The 15,145-nt window shown below is 42.3% G+C and carries 11 protein-coding genes; 7 read left to right on the top strand and 4 right to left on the bottom strand.

Going from position 1 to position 15,145, the window contains the following annotated elements; genetic code table 11:
- Positions 1-67: 67 nt before the first annotated feature.
- The 4 genes from lipA (at position 68) to V7K36_RS25815 (ending at position 4,640) form a co-directional block, all read left to right on the top strand.
- Entirely contained in the window at positions 68-946 is an 879-nt protein-coding gene (lipA, locus tag V7K36_RS25800) for a lipoyl synthase (RefSeq protein ID WP_335120536.1), read from the top strand.
- A 61-nt stretch (positions 947-1,007) separates the two neighbouring features.
- The gene (locus V7K36_RS25805; RefSeq protein WP_335120537.1) at positions 1,008-1,934 is read left to right on the top strand and encodes an NAD(P)H-dependent glycerol-3-phosphate dehydrogenase; all 927 of its coding nucleotides are present in this window, start codon (positions 1,008-1,010) and stop codon (positions 1,932-1,934) included.
- A gap of 581 nt (positions 1,935-2,515) precedes the next feature.
- Positions 2,516-3,766: an RNA polymerase sigma factor SigC gene (gene sigC / locus V7K36_RS25810; protein ID WP_334826592.1), complete on the top strand. Its 1,251-nt coding sequence runs from the start codon at positions 2,516-2,518 to the stop codon at positions 3,764-3,766.
- A 418-nt stretch (positions 3,767-4,184) separates the two neighbouring features.
- Positions 4,185-4,640 carry a Fur family transcriptional regulator gene (locus tag V7K36_RS25815; protein ID WP_292790390.1) on the top strand — a complete coding sequence of 152 codons (456 nt, stop codon included), beginning with the start codon at positions 4,185-4,187 and terminating at the stop codon, positions 4,638-4,640.
- 131 nt (positions 4,641-4,771) lie between these two features.
- On the opposite strand, the gene V7K36_RS25820 is transcribed toward V7K36_RS25815, so the two are convergent.
- From V7K36_RS25820 to V7K36_RS25835, 4 genes are all read right to left on the bottom strand, one after another.
- Positions 4,772-5,911 carry a peptidoglycan-binding domain-containing protein gene (locus V7K36_RS25820; RefSeq protein WP_335120538.1) on the bottom strand — a complete coding sequence of 380 codons (1,140 nt, stop codon included), beginning with the start codon at positions 5,909-5,911 and terminating at the stop codon, positions 4,772-4,774.
- Positions 5,912-5,920: 9 nt separating this feature from the next.
- Positions 5,921-10,024, bottom strand: a complete 4,104-nt coding sequence (gene cobN, locus V7K36_RS25825; RefSeq protein WP_335120539.1) for a cobaltochelatase subunit CobN — start codon at positions 10,022-10,024, stop codon at positions 5,921-5,923.
- Between the two features lie 272 nt (positions 10,025-10,296).
- On the bottom strand, positions 10,297-11,130 hold the full coding sequence (locus tag V7K36_RS25830; protein WP_335120540.1) for an ATP-grasp domain-containing protein: 834 nt from the start codon (positions 11,128-11,130) through the stop codon (positions 10,297-10,299).
- A 131-nt stretch (positions 11,131-11,261) separates the two neighbouring features.
- The gene (locus tag V7K36_RS25835; RefSeq protein ID WP_335120541.1) at positions 11,262-12,125 is read right to left on the bottom strand and encodes a hypothetical protein; all 864 of its coding nucleotides are present in this window, start codon (positions 12,123-12,125) and stop codon (positions 11,262-11,264) included.
- 135 nt (positions 12,126-12,260) lie between these two features.
- On the opposite strand from V7K36_RS25835, the gene V7K36_RS25840 reads away from it, so the two are divergent.
- From V7K36_RS25840 to V7K36_RS25850, 3 genes are read left to right on the top strand one after another with little or no spacing between them, the layout of a single operon-like run.
- The gene (locus V7K36_RS25840) at positions 12,261-13,163 is read left to right on the top strand and encodes a metallophosphoesterase family protein (protein WP_335120542.1); all 903 of its coding nucleotides are present in this window, start codon (positions 12,261-12,263) and stop codon (positions 13,161-13,163) included.
- Between the two features lie 5 nt (positions 13,164-13,168).
- Complete coding sequence (locus V7K36_RS25845) at positions 13,169-14,422, top strand: AAA family ATPase (RefSeq protein WP_335120543.1); 1,254 nt, start codon at positions 13,169-13,171, stop codon at positions 14,420-14,422.
- Positions 14,419-15,063: a retron system putative HNH endonuclease gene (locus V7K36_RS25850; protein ID WP_335120545.1), complete on the top strand. Its 645-nt coding sequence runs from the start codon at positions 14,419-14,421 to the stop codon at positions 15,061-15,063. The genes V7K36_RS25845 and V7K36_RS25850 overlap by 4 nt, the downstream gene beginning before the upstream one ends.
- Positions 15,064-15,145 lie beyond the last annotated feature (82 nt).

Raw genomic sequence — 15,145 nt, forward strand, 5'->3', positions numbered from 1 at the left:
GATCACTTCATCAAAGGCTTTGCTTGCTACGATTAAATTTGTATAACTCTAGTGGTAAAAGCCGATTGTGACTGTAAAACCAGACTGGTTGCGGGTGAAAGCACCTGGGCGTGAGCGCATCGGTAACGTTAAAGAAATTTTGCGGGATTTAGCCCTCAATACAGTTTGCGAGGAAGCCTCCTGTCCGAATATTGGTGAATGCTTCAACGCTGGGACTGCCACGTTTTTGATTATGGGCCCAGCTTGTACACGCGCTTGTCCCTACTGCGATATTGATTTTGAGAAAAAACCCAAACCATTAGACCCCACGGAACCTGCACGACTAGCCCAAGCTGTTCACCGCCTGAAACTGAATCATGTAGTAATCACTTCTGTAAACCGAGATGACTTGCTTGATGGTGGTGCATCTCAGTTTGTGGACTGTATTGATGCGGTTCATTCTGTTTCACCCAATACGACAATTGAGGTGCTAATTCCTGACTTATGCGGTAATTGGAATGCTCTAGAGATAATTCTACAAGCTGCGCCAGAGGTATTAAACCACAATACAGAAACTGTCCCACGCCTGTATCGCCGGGTGCGTCCCCAAGGGAACTACGATCGCACATTAGAATTATTGCAGCGAACTCGCCAAGTTTCTCCTAGCACATACACTAAATCCGGGATCATGGTTGGACTTGGTGAAACTGATGCCGAAATCCGCCAAGTCATGCAAGACTTGCGAAATGTGGATTGTGACATTTTGACAATTGGGCAATATCTCCAACCCAGTCAAAAACACTTGCAGGTAAATGAATTTATCAACCCAGAACAATTTGCTGCTTGGAAGGCATTCGGCGAAGAAATAGGATTTTTACAAGTTGTTTCTTCACCATTGACAAGAAGTTCATATCATGCAGAACAAGTCAGAGAATTAATCGAACGTTATCCCCGCAGCCAATTTTAGATTTTAGATTTTAGATTGCTAAGAGGATGGGGTGATTGGGTGATGGAGAGACTGTTGATTAATGACTAATGCAAAATCAGTAGCAATTCTTGGTACGGGTGCTTGGGGTGCATCTCTAGCAAATCTCGCCGCAGCAAATGGTCATAGGGTGCGCGTGTGGTCGCGTCAAGGTTCCCAAACTCTTCAAGCCGCGTTAGAAGATGTCCAAATAGTCCTCTCCGCTATTTCAATGATTGGTGTAAGAGATGTTGCTTCCCAAGTCCAGTCTTTTCCCCTTTCTCCAGAGACAATTTTTGTGACGGCGACCAAAGGCTTAGATCCCCAAACCACCTGCACGCCGTCCCAAATTTGGCAAACAGTATTCCCTAACCATGCAGTGGTTGTTTTGTCTGGGCCTAATTTATCGAAAGAAATTCAAATGAAATTACCAGCAGCTACCGTGGTAGCCAGTAATATTCCCACGGCGGCGGAAGTAGTGCAGTTAGTATTTTCTTCTCAACGTTTCCGGGTATATACCAATCCCGATCCTTTGGGGGTGGAACTAGGGGGAACACTGAAAAATGTGATTGCGATCGCAGCTGGTGTGTGCGATGGTTTACAACTGGGAACTAATGCCAAAGCTGCTTTAGTCACCCGTGGACTTACAGAAATGGTTCGCATCGGCAATGACTGGGGTGCAAAGACGGAAACATTTTATGGTTTATCGGGTCTAGGAGATTTGTTAGCAACGTGCAATAGTCCCTTAAGTCGCAATTACCAAGTTGGCTACCAGCTAGCTCATGGTAAGTCACTTAGAGAAATTCTTGCAAATTTGCAAGGAACTGCTGAAGGCGTGAACACTTGTCGGGTTTTAATGCAACGAGCAAAGCAACAAAACATAGCTATCCCGATTACCGAGCAAGTTTATCAGTTACTTCAAGGCGAAATTACACCCCGACAAGCACTTGATGAGCTGATGCTGCGAGATATCAAGCCAGAGTACAACTAGTAGTTAGGAACGTGGATTAAATAAAATGCAAAACTTCATCCTATCTCACGATCCCTCTCCTTTATAAGGAGAGGGATTGAGGGTGAGGTAAGCCAGGGACATAAATTGTATGTTATTTAACGTTAATACTAATCACTTCCCCTATATCTATTAGTTATACTTATACCTAAAGAATCCTGAGAAAAAATTGCTAAATCGTCAGGATATTACTTTTGTAGCCATGTAAATGTGACTATGCCAATTATAAAGCATGATATTCACTGAAGTATGTTTATACTGTGTTACAAAAGTTACTATCACGAACCTTGAAGGTTGAAATGTTAACTAAGTAGTTTAAATATTGAAAACCTAGCTGCGGATTTGAATAGCTATTGGTTCAATCAAAAGTTTAGCAGCCGATTAAGTTCAGTAATAGTGTATCGAATAAAACCTTTACAGTTAATTTCTAAAAAAATTGTAATGGAACCTTTAACTGTGTTAGTTCATCGTGAATCGCGGGAACAATAGCAACAGTTGAATAGCTGACCATAATCTAAGCTGACCGTAATCTATTGTTACCTGGAGCCATTGAGACAATCTTTATGCCAGCAACATCTTTTTATGCAGATGCCCCCTACAATACCAAAAAGTCCCGCCAGGCTTTGGACTCGGATCTCACGGTTGATGACAGTGAGTTATCGGTAGATGACCTACAGGAGCTGGAGATCGCTTCTGTTGACCATGCTAACTTTGCTGCTAACAATAACCGTCGTAGTACAGACTTAGTACGTCTATATCTTCAGGAAATTGGTCGAGTTCGCTTGTTAGGGCGGGATGAAGAAGTTTCAGAAGCTCAAAAAGTCCAACGCTACTTGCGGATGCGGATAGTGCTTGCTAACGCCGCCAAGCAAGGGGATGAAGTGATTACGCCCTATCTTCGGTTAATTGAAGTTCAAGAACGTTTGACCTCCGAACTCGGACATCGCCCGTCTTTGGAAAGATGGGCTGCCACTGCTGACATAATTTTATCGGATCTTAGACCGACTTTGGCAGATGGCAAACGTCGCTGGGCTGAAATTGGTAAGTTGACAGTAGAAGAGTTGGAGCAAGTTCAGTCCCAAGGACTCCAAGCAAAAGAACACATGATTAAGGCTAATCTTCGCCTAGTTGTGTCTGTTGCTAAGAAGTATCAAAATCGCGGTTTGGAATTGTTGGATTTAGTCCAAGAAGGCACACTGGGTTTGGAGCGGGCTGTAGAAAAATTTGACCCCACTAAGGGTTATCGCTTCAGTACCTATGCTTACTGGTGGATTCGTCAGGGAATTACACGGGCGATCGCTACTTCTAGTCGGACGATCCGCCTCCCTGTCCATATTACCGAAAAGTTAAACAAAATCAAAAAGGCCCAACGCAAAATTGCTCAAGAAAAAGGTCGCACCCCGACTCTAGAAGATTTAGCTACTGAGTTAGAGATGACACCGACCCAAGTCCGAGAAGTTTTGTTGCGGGTGCCTCGCTCCGTTTCTTTGGAAACCAAAGTAGGCAAGGATAAAGACACTGAGTTAGGCGAATTACTCGAAACTGACTGTGTAACCCCAGAAGAGATGTTAATGCGAGAATCTTTACAAAGAGATTTGCATCATCTTCTGTCAGATTTGACTAGCCGAGAGCGCGATGTAATTTTGATGCGCTTTGGTTTGGCAGATGGCCATCCTTATTCTTTAGCAGAAATTGGCCGCGCGCTCGACTTATCGCGGGAACGAGTTCGGCAAATAGAATCCAAGGCTTTGCAAAAGCTACGTCAACCCAAGCGACGCAACCTCATCCGTGACTATTTGGAGTCTCTAAGTTAGTCATTTGTCATTAGTCATTTGTCATTAAAAAACTGCATTTGACAAATGACTAGGGACAAAGGGCTGATTTTATCCTCATCTTAAAACCCTCTGAGAAGCTTGTAGAAAATAATTTGCATTTAATTGTACAAGAGTTTCCCTAGACCTTTGCTCAGATATCTTGAAGGTGGAGATCAACTAAGCAATTCAAAATTCACTCATTCAAAATTAAAAGTCAAGGGATACAATCGTTATAAGTATCCTAACTATTAGCTGTAGGCAAATTAAATGCACTACAGCTTATTAGTTGAATTTTGATCAAGATTTGATAATTGTTCTTAAATATTTAGTAAAAATTCTCAATAGGCAATGATTGTTGCAAATTGCTCCCAAGATTTGTTATATTCTCAACTAATGAGCTTTGTTGAGAAATATTAATATGACTGTCTACACAACTACTTCACTCAAGGCAGAACTGAACGAACGAGGCTGGCGTTTAACTCCCCAGCGCGAAACAATTCTACATATTTTTCAAGAACTTCCGCAAGGTCAACATCTGAGTGCGGAGGATCTTTATCATCGGCTAGAAACTGATGGTGAAGGGATCAGTCTATCAACTATTTATCGGACTTTGAAGTTGATGGCAAGGATGGGACTTTTGCGGGAATTAGAACTGGGCGAGGGACATAAACATTATGAGATCAACCAGCCCTATCCCCATCATCACCATCACCTAATTTGTGTTAGATGCAACTCAACCATTGAGTTTAAAAACGACTCGATTTTAAAAATTGGGGCAAAAACGGCTCAAAAAGAAGGTTTTCACCTGCTTGACTGTCAAATGACCATTCATGCAGTGTGTCCCAAGTGCCAACGGGCGCTGATGCCGCTTTAGCACTTGGGTGGATCATAAAACGAAACTACTCAAATTAACCAAATAAGTGGAATTATGAGCAGTTCGTAATTTGCTGTTACTGGAGGCAAGCAAGCAGTTGGGGATTGATACTAACAACACCAAAGCGGATGTTAAAAGCGTCCGCTCTTAACATCCTTGAGACTGATGCCGTAAAATTCCTGGGCTTGTTTTATTGCTTTTTTAGTGTCATCTGCCATCAGACCGTTCAGCTTGCCTTTATAAAAACCCCGCTCCCGTAGTCGCGTTTGGATTTCTAGGGTATTAAATTCGCTTTTGTTAGCAGTATTAACTGAGCTATATAACTTAGCTCGGGTAGTTGGACCAGCAACGCCACTTGCTGTTAAGAAATTAGCTGCCTGGAATCTCCCTACAGCATCGGCAGTATAGGGGCCATAGTAGCCATTTGGCTCTCCCTCTAAATATCCTGCCTGGATCAATTGTTCTTGAACAATTCTAACTGGCTCACCGCGATCGCCTACACGGAGTTTATCTCGATTGACTATCTTTTTGGGAGCATCTTCTCCATCACCGATGCCAACTCCCGGCAATTTACCTAATGTTGCTCGGCCAACAATTCCATCAACACTTAATTTGTAAGAATCTTGGAACCGCTTGACAGATTCTTCGGTAATTGGGCCAAATATTCCTGTGGCGTTCCCGTAATAAAAACCTGCGATTCTTAAGCGTTCTTGCAAAACCCTGACATCTTCGCCTTCATCCCCTTTAGCAAGGTAGTTGGGATTGTGGCGCTTGCTAGTGGCTGAACTAGTTGAACTAGTAGTGCTGGGCTTTTTGGCTTGTGTAGTTACAGCAGTGGTTTTTTTAGCTTGTGTAGCCGCAGTTGTGGGCTTTTTGGCTTGCCAACTTTCTAATTTTTGCAGGGTGCTATCTCCAACAATGCCGTCTACTGGTAAACCAGCGGACTTTTGGAAGCGCCGCACAGCTTCTTCTGTGGATACATCATATACTTTGGTAACAGAAGCTTGATAAAAGCCTGCTGTTTTCAACTTTTGTTGGAGATTTCTGACAGAAGGGCCTTGATCGCCTTTTTCCAGTGCCATGACGCTGCTAACAGCGCCAAGAATGGACAAAGACAGAGCAAGGGGCATCATATACTTCCAAGCCCTACCAGAGAGCCGTTTCCAGTCTGGTGCAGCTGCGTCCTTAAACAAAGAACTGAGGGAGACCAATTCACTGGGTGTGCTGTCTTCGTAGGCGAAAGCTAGGTGCAAATACGCAAGATTTTCCATATTTGTTTCCTACACCATTGATTTTTCTTCGATAACTGCTTCAGCTTGATGTACTAGGTTCCTCAAGGCTTCTAGTGTTTCGATATTCACATCCTCCCACAAATTGCGCTTGTGTGCTTCTAATAATCTTTCAGCAATATCACGCAGAGCATAAGGGTTCTTTTCCTGAATAAATTCCGAGACAACTGGATCGAGCAAGTAAGCTTCTACTATGCCTTGATACATATAATCTTCGACACATTTAGCTGTTACATCGTAGGCGAATAGATAATCTACCGTCGCCGCCATTTCAAAGGCTCCTTTGTAACCGTGGCGCATGACTCCTGCAATCCATTTGGGATTAACTACGCGAGAACGATACACTCGTGCGATCTCTTCTTTCAGTTGGCGGACTCGCGGTTGGGCGGGTATGGAATTATCACCAAAATAAGTTTGGGGATTTTTTCCCTGTAGAGAACGCACCGCAGTAGTTAAACCACCCTGAAATTGGTAATAATCATCAGAATCGAGCAGGTCGTGTTCACGGTTATCTTGATTGTGCAGGACAACTTGCATTTTCGCCAACCGTTGCTCGAAGGCTTCGGTATTGGGCATTGGGCATGGAGCATTGGGCATGGGGGATTGGATTATGTTATTGCTACCTGCTCCCCTGCTCGCTGCTCGCTGCTCCCCTGCTTCCCCTGCTCCCGATGAGTAGGCGTATGAACTCCAGTTGATGTAGGCGCGGGCTAAATCTTGGTCGTCTGTCCAGTTTTGCGATTCGATTAAACCTTGGAGTCCGGCGCCGTAAGCACCTGGACGAGAACCAAAGATGCGATAGCGCGATCGCACCACTGCTGCTTCTAAACTTAATCCTTGTTGAGTCCACAAATCGGTTTCTTGGCGAACTGCATCTGCGAGGGGATTTTGTTCTGGCGCTTCATCTAAGTCTGCTACTGCTGACACTGCTTGAGCGAATAAATCAATTAAGTTGGGAAAAGCATCTCGAAAGAATCCCGAAATTCGCAAGGTGACATCTACACGGGGACGTCCCAAAATCGCTAGGGGCAAAATTTCAAAATCCACTACTCGCCGTGCTGCTCCATCCCATACAGGTTGAACTCCAAGTAAAGCCAAGGCTTCGGCAATATCATCACCCCCAGTCCTCATGGTGGCAGTTCCCCACATTGATAAGCCTAGTGTTTTGGGATACTCACCATGCTCTTGAGTGTAATATTCTACGAGGGTTTCAGCAGCTTTTCTACCGATATCCCAAGCTGTTTCTGTGGGAATGGCGCGAATATCGACAGAATAAAAGTTTCTCCCTGTTGGTAGAACTTCTGGGCGGCCGCGCGTGGGTGCGCCAGATGGGGCACTTGGGACGTATCCGCCATCGAGTCCGTGTAATAAGTGGGTAATTTCTTGGTGGGTTTGTTGTAAAGCGGGAAATAGGCGATCGCCTATCCAGGTAGAGACGCGATTCATCGCGTCTGTGTTGAGTGGGGAGACGCGATGAATCGCGTCTGTACAAGATTCCTGAATTCTGAATTCTGAATCCTGATTTATGAGTTGTTCTACTAGAAGGGCGGCGTGTTCTTCTAGGACTTCGACGATATCACCGAGGGTACGGCATTCTGTGCCATTGACTACCGACCATTCGCCACTAGTCATTGACAAATCTGCTGTCAGGGGGTCGAAATCTAGTCCCCAATCTTGAGCTATGGCACGGGTAATACCTGAAGAATAGCGATTGGGTATACGAGCGATCGCTACTATTAAATCTCGTAGCTGGCGTCCTTGCGGACATTGCCCAAAAATGTGCAACCCGTCGCGGATTTGGGCTTCTTTCAATTCACAAAGATAACCACCGATAGAATTAAAAATTAAAGATTCAGAATTAAAAATTTCTGTTTCATTTTGGATTCCTAAATCTAGATGGAGATTTTCTTTGATTACCAGTTCGTGGATGCGATCGCGAATCACTGGTAAACGCGAAGGATCTAAACTGTCCGCTTCATAATACTCATCAATTAAATTTTCTAACTGTTGCAAAGAACCGTAGAGTTCCGCACGAGTCATCGGCGGCGTTAGATGATCTATAATCACCGCTTGAGCGCGACGTTTGGCTTGGGAACCTTCACCAGGGTCATTCACAATAAACGGGTACAGGTGGGGAAGTGCGCCGAAAGCCACCTCTGGATAACAATTACTGGATAAAGCCACACTTTTACCGGGTAGCCATTCTAGATTTCCGTGTTTTCCCACATGAACTACAGCATCAGCACCAAAACATTCTCTAATCCAATAGTAGAAAGCTAAATAAGCATGGGTTGGTTCTAAATCTGGTGCATGATAATTCAAACTGGGGTCATTATCATAGCCCCTTGCTGGCTGAATTCCCACGAAGACGTTGCCGAGTTTAATTCCAGAAATGGGCATTGGGCATGGGGCATTGGGTATTGGGTATGAGTTATTCCCTTTATTTTGCTTCTCTCCCTCATCTCCCTTGTTCCCATGCCCCATTTCCCACCTTTCACTAATACCTTCCTGCACTGCTGGCGGCAAAGAAGCGAAATACTCTTGATACTCTTCCCAAGAAACACTTTGCTGTACCGGACGCGATTCTCGACCTTCAGGATCATTTGTGACGCCATCTGTCAGCCGTTGAATCAACTCATCTCCTTCAGCAGGCGGATTTTCTATTTCATACCCAGCCAGATGTAAAGCTTGCAGGATTTCTACACAACTAGCTGGAGTGTCCAGTCCCACACCATTAGCAAGGCGGCCATTTCGGTTCGGGTAGTTTGCCAAAATTAGGGCAATTCGCCGTTCTTGGGGTGGTTTGGAACGCAGACGCGCCCAATTTGCTGCTAGTTTAGCAACGAACTCGATGCGATCGCTTACTGGTTCATAAATTACCACATCTGTCTCTAGATGGGGATTACGCGTTTCTACTGCTTTAAAAGACACAGCACGAGTAATAATCCGCCCATCTACTTCTGGTAGCGCCACATTCATCCCAATATCGCGGGGAGAAAGCCCTTGAAACTGTGACTCCCACTGCTCAATTGACCCACCACTGAGGATTACCTGCAACACAGGCACATCTAATTTTTGCCACAGGTCAGTTTGGGGTGTTTCGGTTTCCAAGCGTGCTAGAGAAAAACTGGTGGTATTCAACAGCACAGCTATTGATTCGGCTTCTTTGGGTTGGAAAAATTCACTCAACTCCGCTTGAACATCGGGTTCACGCAATGAGGAAACAAACACTGGTACTGGTTGTAAATTTTTCTGTACCAAAGCTTCGCATAAAGCATCAATTACCTTAGTGTTTCCCGCTAAATAATGAGCGCGGTAGAAAAGGATGCCGATTTTAGGCATAAGGTATTGGAAGCTTTGAGGTTCCGAGGTGGATGAATGAGTATCTGAGGTGGATGAATCCAGTTCCGAGGTGGATAAACGAGTATCAAAGGTTGATGAATCCAGTTCAAAGGTGGATGCACAAGATTCTAAATCTCCCCCTGCTCCCCCTGCTCCCCCTGCTCCCTGCTCCCTGCTCCCCACTCCCCACTCCCCACTCCCCACTCCCCACTCATACAATCCCACACGCGGAATTGGCCGGGGTAGCGGGGGATTGTATGCAGTTAACAGGCAACTGTCAGAGATAAATTGCAGAGCATTAACGAAATTTTCCACGCCACCTTCGCTAAAATACTGCCATATCTGGTTAACAATGCCCAAAGGCACGGTAGATTGGGAAATTAAATCGGGATCAAAAGCGTCGTCCCCTGGCATTACAATCAGGTTTCTACCATTACGTTGCACAATTTCCTGCACTACTTCTAAGCCATAACCCCAGTAGGAGCGTCCTCCTAATAGGCGCAAAATAATTACTTGGGCAAGTTCCAAAACTTGCTCTCCATAAGTATCTATACTTAATTGTTGCTGCAACTGCAACAGGTTGGCGACTCTTAATGCCGGAAAGCTTGCAGGTAATTTTGTCACCGTAGCTGCCAAAGTTTGAATGTCGGTATCAGCGGCCGTAATCAACACGAAAGGCGCTGGAGTTTGTTCTAGAAAAATTAAACCCTCTGACTGATTCCATCCACCCGATGTGCTACTTATACGATGCATAATTCTGTCTTACCGTTTTATAACTCAGCCAAAGGAAGAAATAATAGCACCTCCAAGCTCAATTGTGCTGAATCCAGAGTGATAACAATTCAAAATTCAAAATTCAAACATTTTAGACGATTTCAGATGAAGAGGAGTGCGGTCTTGGGGTCTCCCCAAGAGGAGCAACTCCGGGGGATTTAAACCCCGACTGAAACTGGGGCTAACTGTAGAGATAGGGGTTTTAAACCCTTTTATTTACGATAAATTAGTTAACCAAAGCACTGAATTTTTTATTTTGAGGCTAAGCTAATGAGCATTTTTTCAAAAATTTTCAACACAGGCTCCTCTCCATTGTCTCTAGTGAAAATACTATAATTTGGGTGAGAATTTATTTCAATTAACCAATAGTGGTTATCTCGATCTAAGACGATATCTAAACCACCATAATCAATATCTAATTCTTCAAAAATTGGTTTAGCGAAATTAGCAATCTCTGACAATATTTGTGAATCATTGATATACTTTGCTTTTGCGCCATCCCAGTGCAGAGGACTGAGATTACCTGCAAAGTTTGCATCAGTTATATCTTTTTCATAGAGTAGAACTAACTCTTTATTTAAGAAAATGGCTCTATATTCAGATTTTATGTGAATAAATTCTTGAGCGATCGCAACGTAATCATACTTTTTATAATTGATATTAAAAATCTCTTTTAAAGCAGCTTCAATTTCATCTGTCTTCTGGCATAAAAAGACGTTATGTCCACTCGAACCAGAATTTCGTTTAACAATCACAGGTGTTTCAAATTTTTCTTTTATTTCTAATATAATATCTTGAAAGCTTGGGAATTTTAAGTAAATCTTATACTGGAGGTCACAAAAAGGGGAAAGAAAACCTACTGTCCGAGGAAGTTTAACTTTGTTCTTTAAAATATGGTAAGTATATTCTTTGTCTTTGATAATTTGTGCTACTGCTTGATTTATTATCGGAGTACTATAATTACAAAAATAATGTTGTTTATTATTCAGTTTTATTTTGACTAAGTTTTCAGCCGGATGAATAATTTCATAGCTGATATTTAATTTTTCACAAGCTTTGAGCAATAGCGAAACATTATCTAACATAAATACTTGAAGTTAAACGTCCAAATTAAGTGTTTACATAAATTATTACAAAACACATACCTTGCCTGAATTAACATCCATCAATTCAACGTTTTATAATGTGCTTTACGAATTACGAATTACGAATTATTTTAACTTGTAGTTTGCCGTTTAAAAATCACTATCTCAGTACCAACAACTGGATTACGCGCTATCAGCCTATTTTGGGAGTCGATAATTTCTAAATGGGTAAAATCAAGTTCTTGAGAGCGTTGTAAAATCTCCGCAGCTAGTTTGTCCTGCTGAGATTCTTTGAGAGTGTACCAATCATCATTAATTTTGACAGTTAGATTACTCGTGCGAAAGTTGGCTTGAATTGACTTTATCAGACCAGAGGCAATGCGATCGCTAATTTCGGCTACCTGATTTTCAATAGCCGCAATCAAGGCTTGTTCTGGTGTCAATTCTATTCTTGGTGTCGGCGTTGGCGTGGGAATTGGTACTGGTTCTGGCGTTGGTGGCGTAGTTTGTACTTCTGGCGGCGGCGTAATTTCCTCTGGTGGCTGTGGTTTTGGTACGACTGACTCCGGTGGAGTAATTATCGTTGGTGTCGGTGCAGGAATCTTTTCAACTGGTGGAACTGTTGCTACTTCAGTCGGTTTACCAGTAAATACAGTTGTAGTTGTCCAAACGAGAATTACAGCAATTCCAGTAACAATTCCCGTCAAAGCTGTATCTGATAACTTTGTTGACAAATTTGATGGTAAAAACAAGCGGATTGTTCTTAACAGTCCACCCCATCGCAACTGAAGCTGCTGGAAAAAACTGAGTTTTTCCTTAGTACCCGGTACTGGTGCTGTCTCCAGTTTCTCTACCGTTGTTTCTAAAACCCCAATCGTCCCTTGGAGAAGTTGGATAGTTTTAGCCTTCCAAAATGGCTGAACTCTCTGGTAAGGTTTTTGGGGAGGTTGAGTTACCCGCTCATCCGTCGGTTTTGATTGATTGTCTTGTGACATGGAACTTTCACCAAAAGCAGCGAATCAAAGACAAACAACGTACATTATTACTGTGTGCTGCCTCTTTTGCCTTAATGTATCACTTCATTGCACATTGCTTCAGCTAAACTGACTATTTATTAAATTTGGTAAATTATGAACCTGAAACGCCGTCAAATTTTAACTAGCCTCAGCGCCTTTGGTACAGGATTTTTAGGCTGGATGTTAGCTCATCAAAGTGCTGATATTAGCGATTCAACAACAGCTATAGCCGCCAACCCAGCCAAAAAAGACTTGTTATTACGTTTTGTGTCTGTGGCTGATACGGGGACTGGGGCTAAAGGACAGTATGCTGTGGCTGGAGCGATGAATGCGTATCACAAGCAAAATCCTTATGATTTAGTCGTTTTAGCTGGAGACAACATTTATAATAACGGCGAAATTGAAAAAATCGGCGAAGTTTTTGAGCGTCCCTATCAAGCTTTGCTGAAGCAAAGTGTGAAATTTCAGGCTTGTTTAGGTAATCACGATATTCGTACTGCCAATGGTGATCCACAAGTCAAGTATGTCGGCTTTAATATGAAGGGACGTTACTATACATTTAAACGTAATCAAGTACAATTTTTCGCTTTAGATACTAACAGTAATGCTGATTGGAAAAACCAGCTAACTTGGTTAGAAAAAGAATTAAGTCTTAGTAATGCGCCTTGGAAAGTCGTGTTTGGACATCATCCGATTTATTCATCGGGTCAGTATGGGAGTAATCCAGATTTTATTAAAACTTTCACTCCTCTATTTCAAAAATACGGCGCTCAACTTTACATCAATGGCCACGAACATAGTTATGAACGCACTCGTGCTATTAATGGTACAACTTATTTAATTTGTGGCGCAGGTGCAGGTAATCGTCCTGTTGGACGTTCTGAGTGGACAGAATATTCCACCAGTAATTTAAGTTTTGCCTCTTATCAGGTGTATAAAGATAGAATAGAAATAAGTGCGATCGCTACTGATAATCGCGTTTTTGATAAAGGCATTATTCAATTAAAATCAGCGTAATTATTATGAAAGTCAAGCGTCTTAAAATGCAATCCTTCCGTGGAATCGGTGATTTGACGCTGGAGTTCGATGTAAGTGAACCTATTGTGTTTATTGGTATTAACGGTGTAGGTAAGTCCAGCATCCTTGATGCTCTTTCCCTCTTACTTTCCCGTTTTATGGAGTGGATTGGAGGTGTTTCTCCAAAAGATGAAGTACGAGCATTTAGTGAACTAGATATTTCTAATAAAGACATATTAACAAGACTGAATATTACGATTTTATTAGGCGGAGGAGAAGATTATTGGGAAATATCTCGAAGTCGTAATGGGGTATCTGAAGATTCAATGCATGAAATGATAAAGTCTGCTGCTAATGCAATTTGGCGTCATTGGCAAAATGAGCCTCAATACAACCTACCTCTAGCAGTGTACTATCCCGTCAATCGTGCAGTTCTTGATATTAGACTAGAGATTCAAAATAAAACTCAGTTTAAGCAAATAGATGCTTATGAAAAAGCGCTTACAGGCAGCAGAAATGACTTTGCGATTTTTTTCCAATGGTTTAGAAACCGAGAAGATTTAGAGAGTGAGTTACTACGAGACAATCGTGCTTACCAAGATTCACAGTTAGAAGCAGTTAGACAAGCTATATCTTTATTAATACCTAGTTTCTCAAAGTTACGAGTTCGTCGTTCTCCTTTAAGAATGACTGTAATAAAATATGATCAGGAACTGATAATTAATCAGCTATCAGATGGGGAGAAATGCTTGTTGGCAATGGTAGGAGATTTAGCAAGACGATTAGCGATCGCTAACCCAGGTTTACCAGATCCACTCCAAGGTGATGGTGTTGTTTTAATTGATGAAATTGAACTGCATCTACACCCAAAATGGCAACGAGAAATTATTCCTGCTTTGACAAGAACATTCCCCAATTGCCAATTTATTGTCACCACCCATTCGCCTCAAGTAATTAGCCAAGTCAAGCCGGAAGGAATTTACATTTTAGAAAAAACAGACGAAGGTGTTGTTGCTAAAAGACCAGAAAGTTCCTTTGGGAGAGATAGCAATCGAATACTAGAAGACTTAATGGATGTTCCAGCCCGTCCACAGGAAATTAAAGAAAGTCTTTTAGAACTTTTTCGATTAATTGATGCAGGAAACCTGGAAGGTGCTAGGCAATTACGACAAAAGTTAGCCAATAAAATTGGAGCAGATGAGCCCGAGTTTGTAAAAGCAGATGTACTCATCCGGCGCAAGGAAATTATCAATCGATGAAACACATAAAAAAGGGTGCAGAACCGATTAGCTTAACTAAATGGAATAAGAAGCTTGGCGGTAAGATACTTCCTTGGATAAATTTCAAACAATCAGTGAAAAATAACGTGTTCGAGGCATTGCTCTGTGAACAAGGTTATATCTGCTGCTACTGTGGTGCTTCAATCACGAGGAATGAATGCCATATTGAACACTTGAAACCCAAAAGTATTTATACACAATTGACTTATGAATACACAAATCTCATGGTGTCATGTCAAGGTGAAGATGAAGATCAACCTCGAGTACCAGTACATTGTGGTCATAGAAAAGATAAGTGGTACAACGAGCATCTGATGGTTTCACCTCTAGAAATAACCTGCACTAATTTTTTTAAATATCTTCCTTCTGGCGAAATTCAATCAACAGATGAGCCAGCTAAAAAAGCTGCTGCTGAAACAACGATTGAGAAGCTTGCACTCAATATCAGCAAGCTGCAAAATATGCGTAGGCTAGCAATTGACGCTGCATTACTTGCTACTGATGGTTTAACGGAAGCAGAAATACAGCTACTTGCTAAGAGTTATGAAAAACTGGATGTTAACGGTCAATATACTCCGTTTTGTGCTGCTATTAGCTATTTTTTCAATAATTATTTTTGATTCAATAAAGTGTGTGTAGGCGTAGCCCGTCGTAGACATCGCATCCACTTTATACTAAATAACATCAGTTTAATTCTCACTG

This window comes from Nostoc sp., from assembly GCF_036919555.1.
Taxonomy (GTDB): Bacteria; Cyanobacteriota; Cyanobacteriia; order Cyanobacteriales; family Nostocaceae; genus Nostoc.

Coding starts and splice junctions, on each gene's coding strand:
- V7K36_RS25805 (WP_335120537.1), top strand. CDS start 1,008: ATGACTAATGCAAAATCAGTAGCAATTCTTGGTACGGGTGCTTGGGGT.
- sigC (WP_334826592.1), top strand. CDS start 2,516: ATGCCAGCAACATCTTTTTATGCAGATGCCCCCTACAATACCAAAAAG.
- V7K36_RS25815 (WP_292790390.1), top strand. CDS start 4,185: ATGACTGTCTACACAACTACTTCACTCAAGGCAGAACTGAACGAACGA.
- V7K36_RS25820 (WP_335120538.1), bottom strand. CDS start 5,911: ATGGAAAATCTTGCGTATTTGCACCTAGCTTTCGCCTACGAAGACAGC.
- cobN (WP_335120539.1), bottom strand. CDS start 10,024: ATGCATCGTATAAGTAGCACATCGGGTGGATGGAATCAGTCAGAGGGT.
- V7K36_RS25830 (WP_335120540.1), bottom strand. CDS start 11,130: ATGTTAGATAATGTTTCGCTATTGCTCAAAGCTTGTGAAAAATTAAAT.
- V7K36_RS25835 (WP_335120541.1), bottom strand. CDS start 12,125: ATGTCACAAGACAATCAATCAAAACCGACGGATGAGCGGGTAACTCAA.
- V7K36_RS25840 (WP_335120542.1), top strand. CDS start 12,261: ATGAACCTGAAACGCCGTCAAATTTTAACTAGCCTCAGCGCCTTTGGT.
- V7K36_RS25845 (WP_335120543.1), top strand. CDS start 13,169: ATGAAAGTCAAGCGTCTTAAAATGCAATCCTTCCGTGGAATCGGTGAT.
- V7K36_RS25850 (WP_335120545.1), top strand. CDS start 14,419: ATGAAACACATAAAAAAGGGTGCAGAACCGATTAGCTTAACTAAATGG.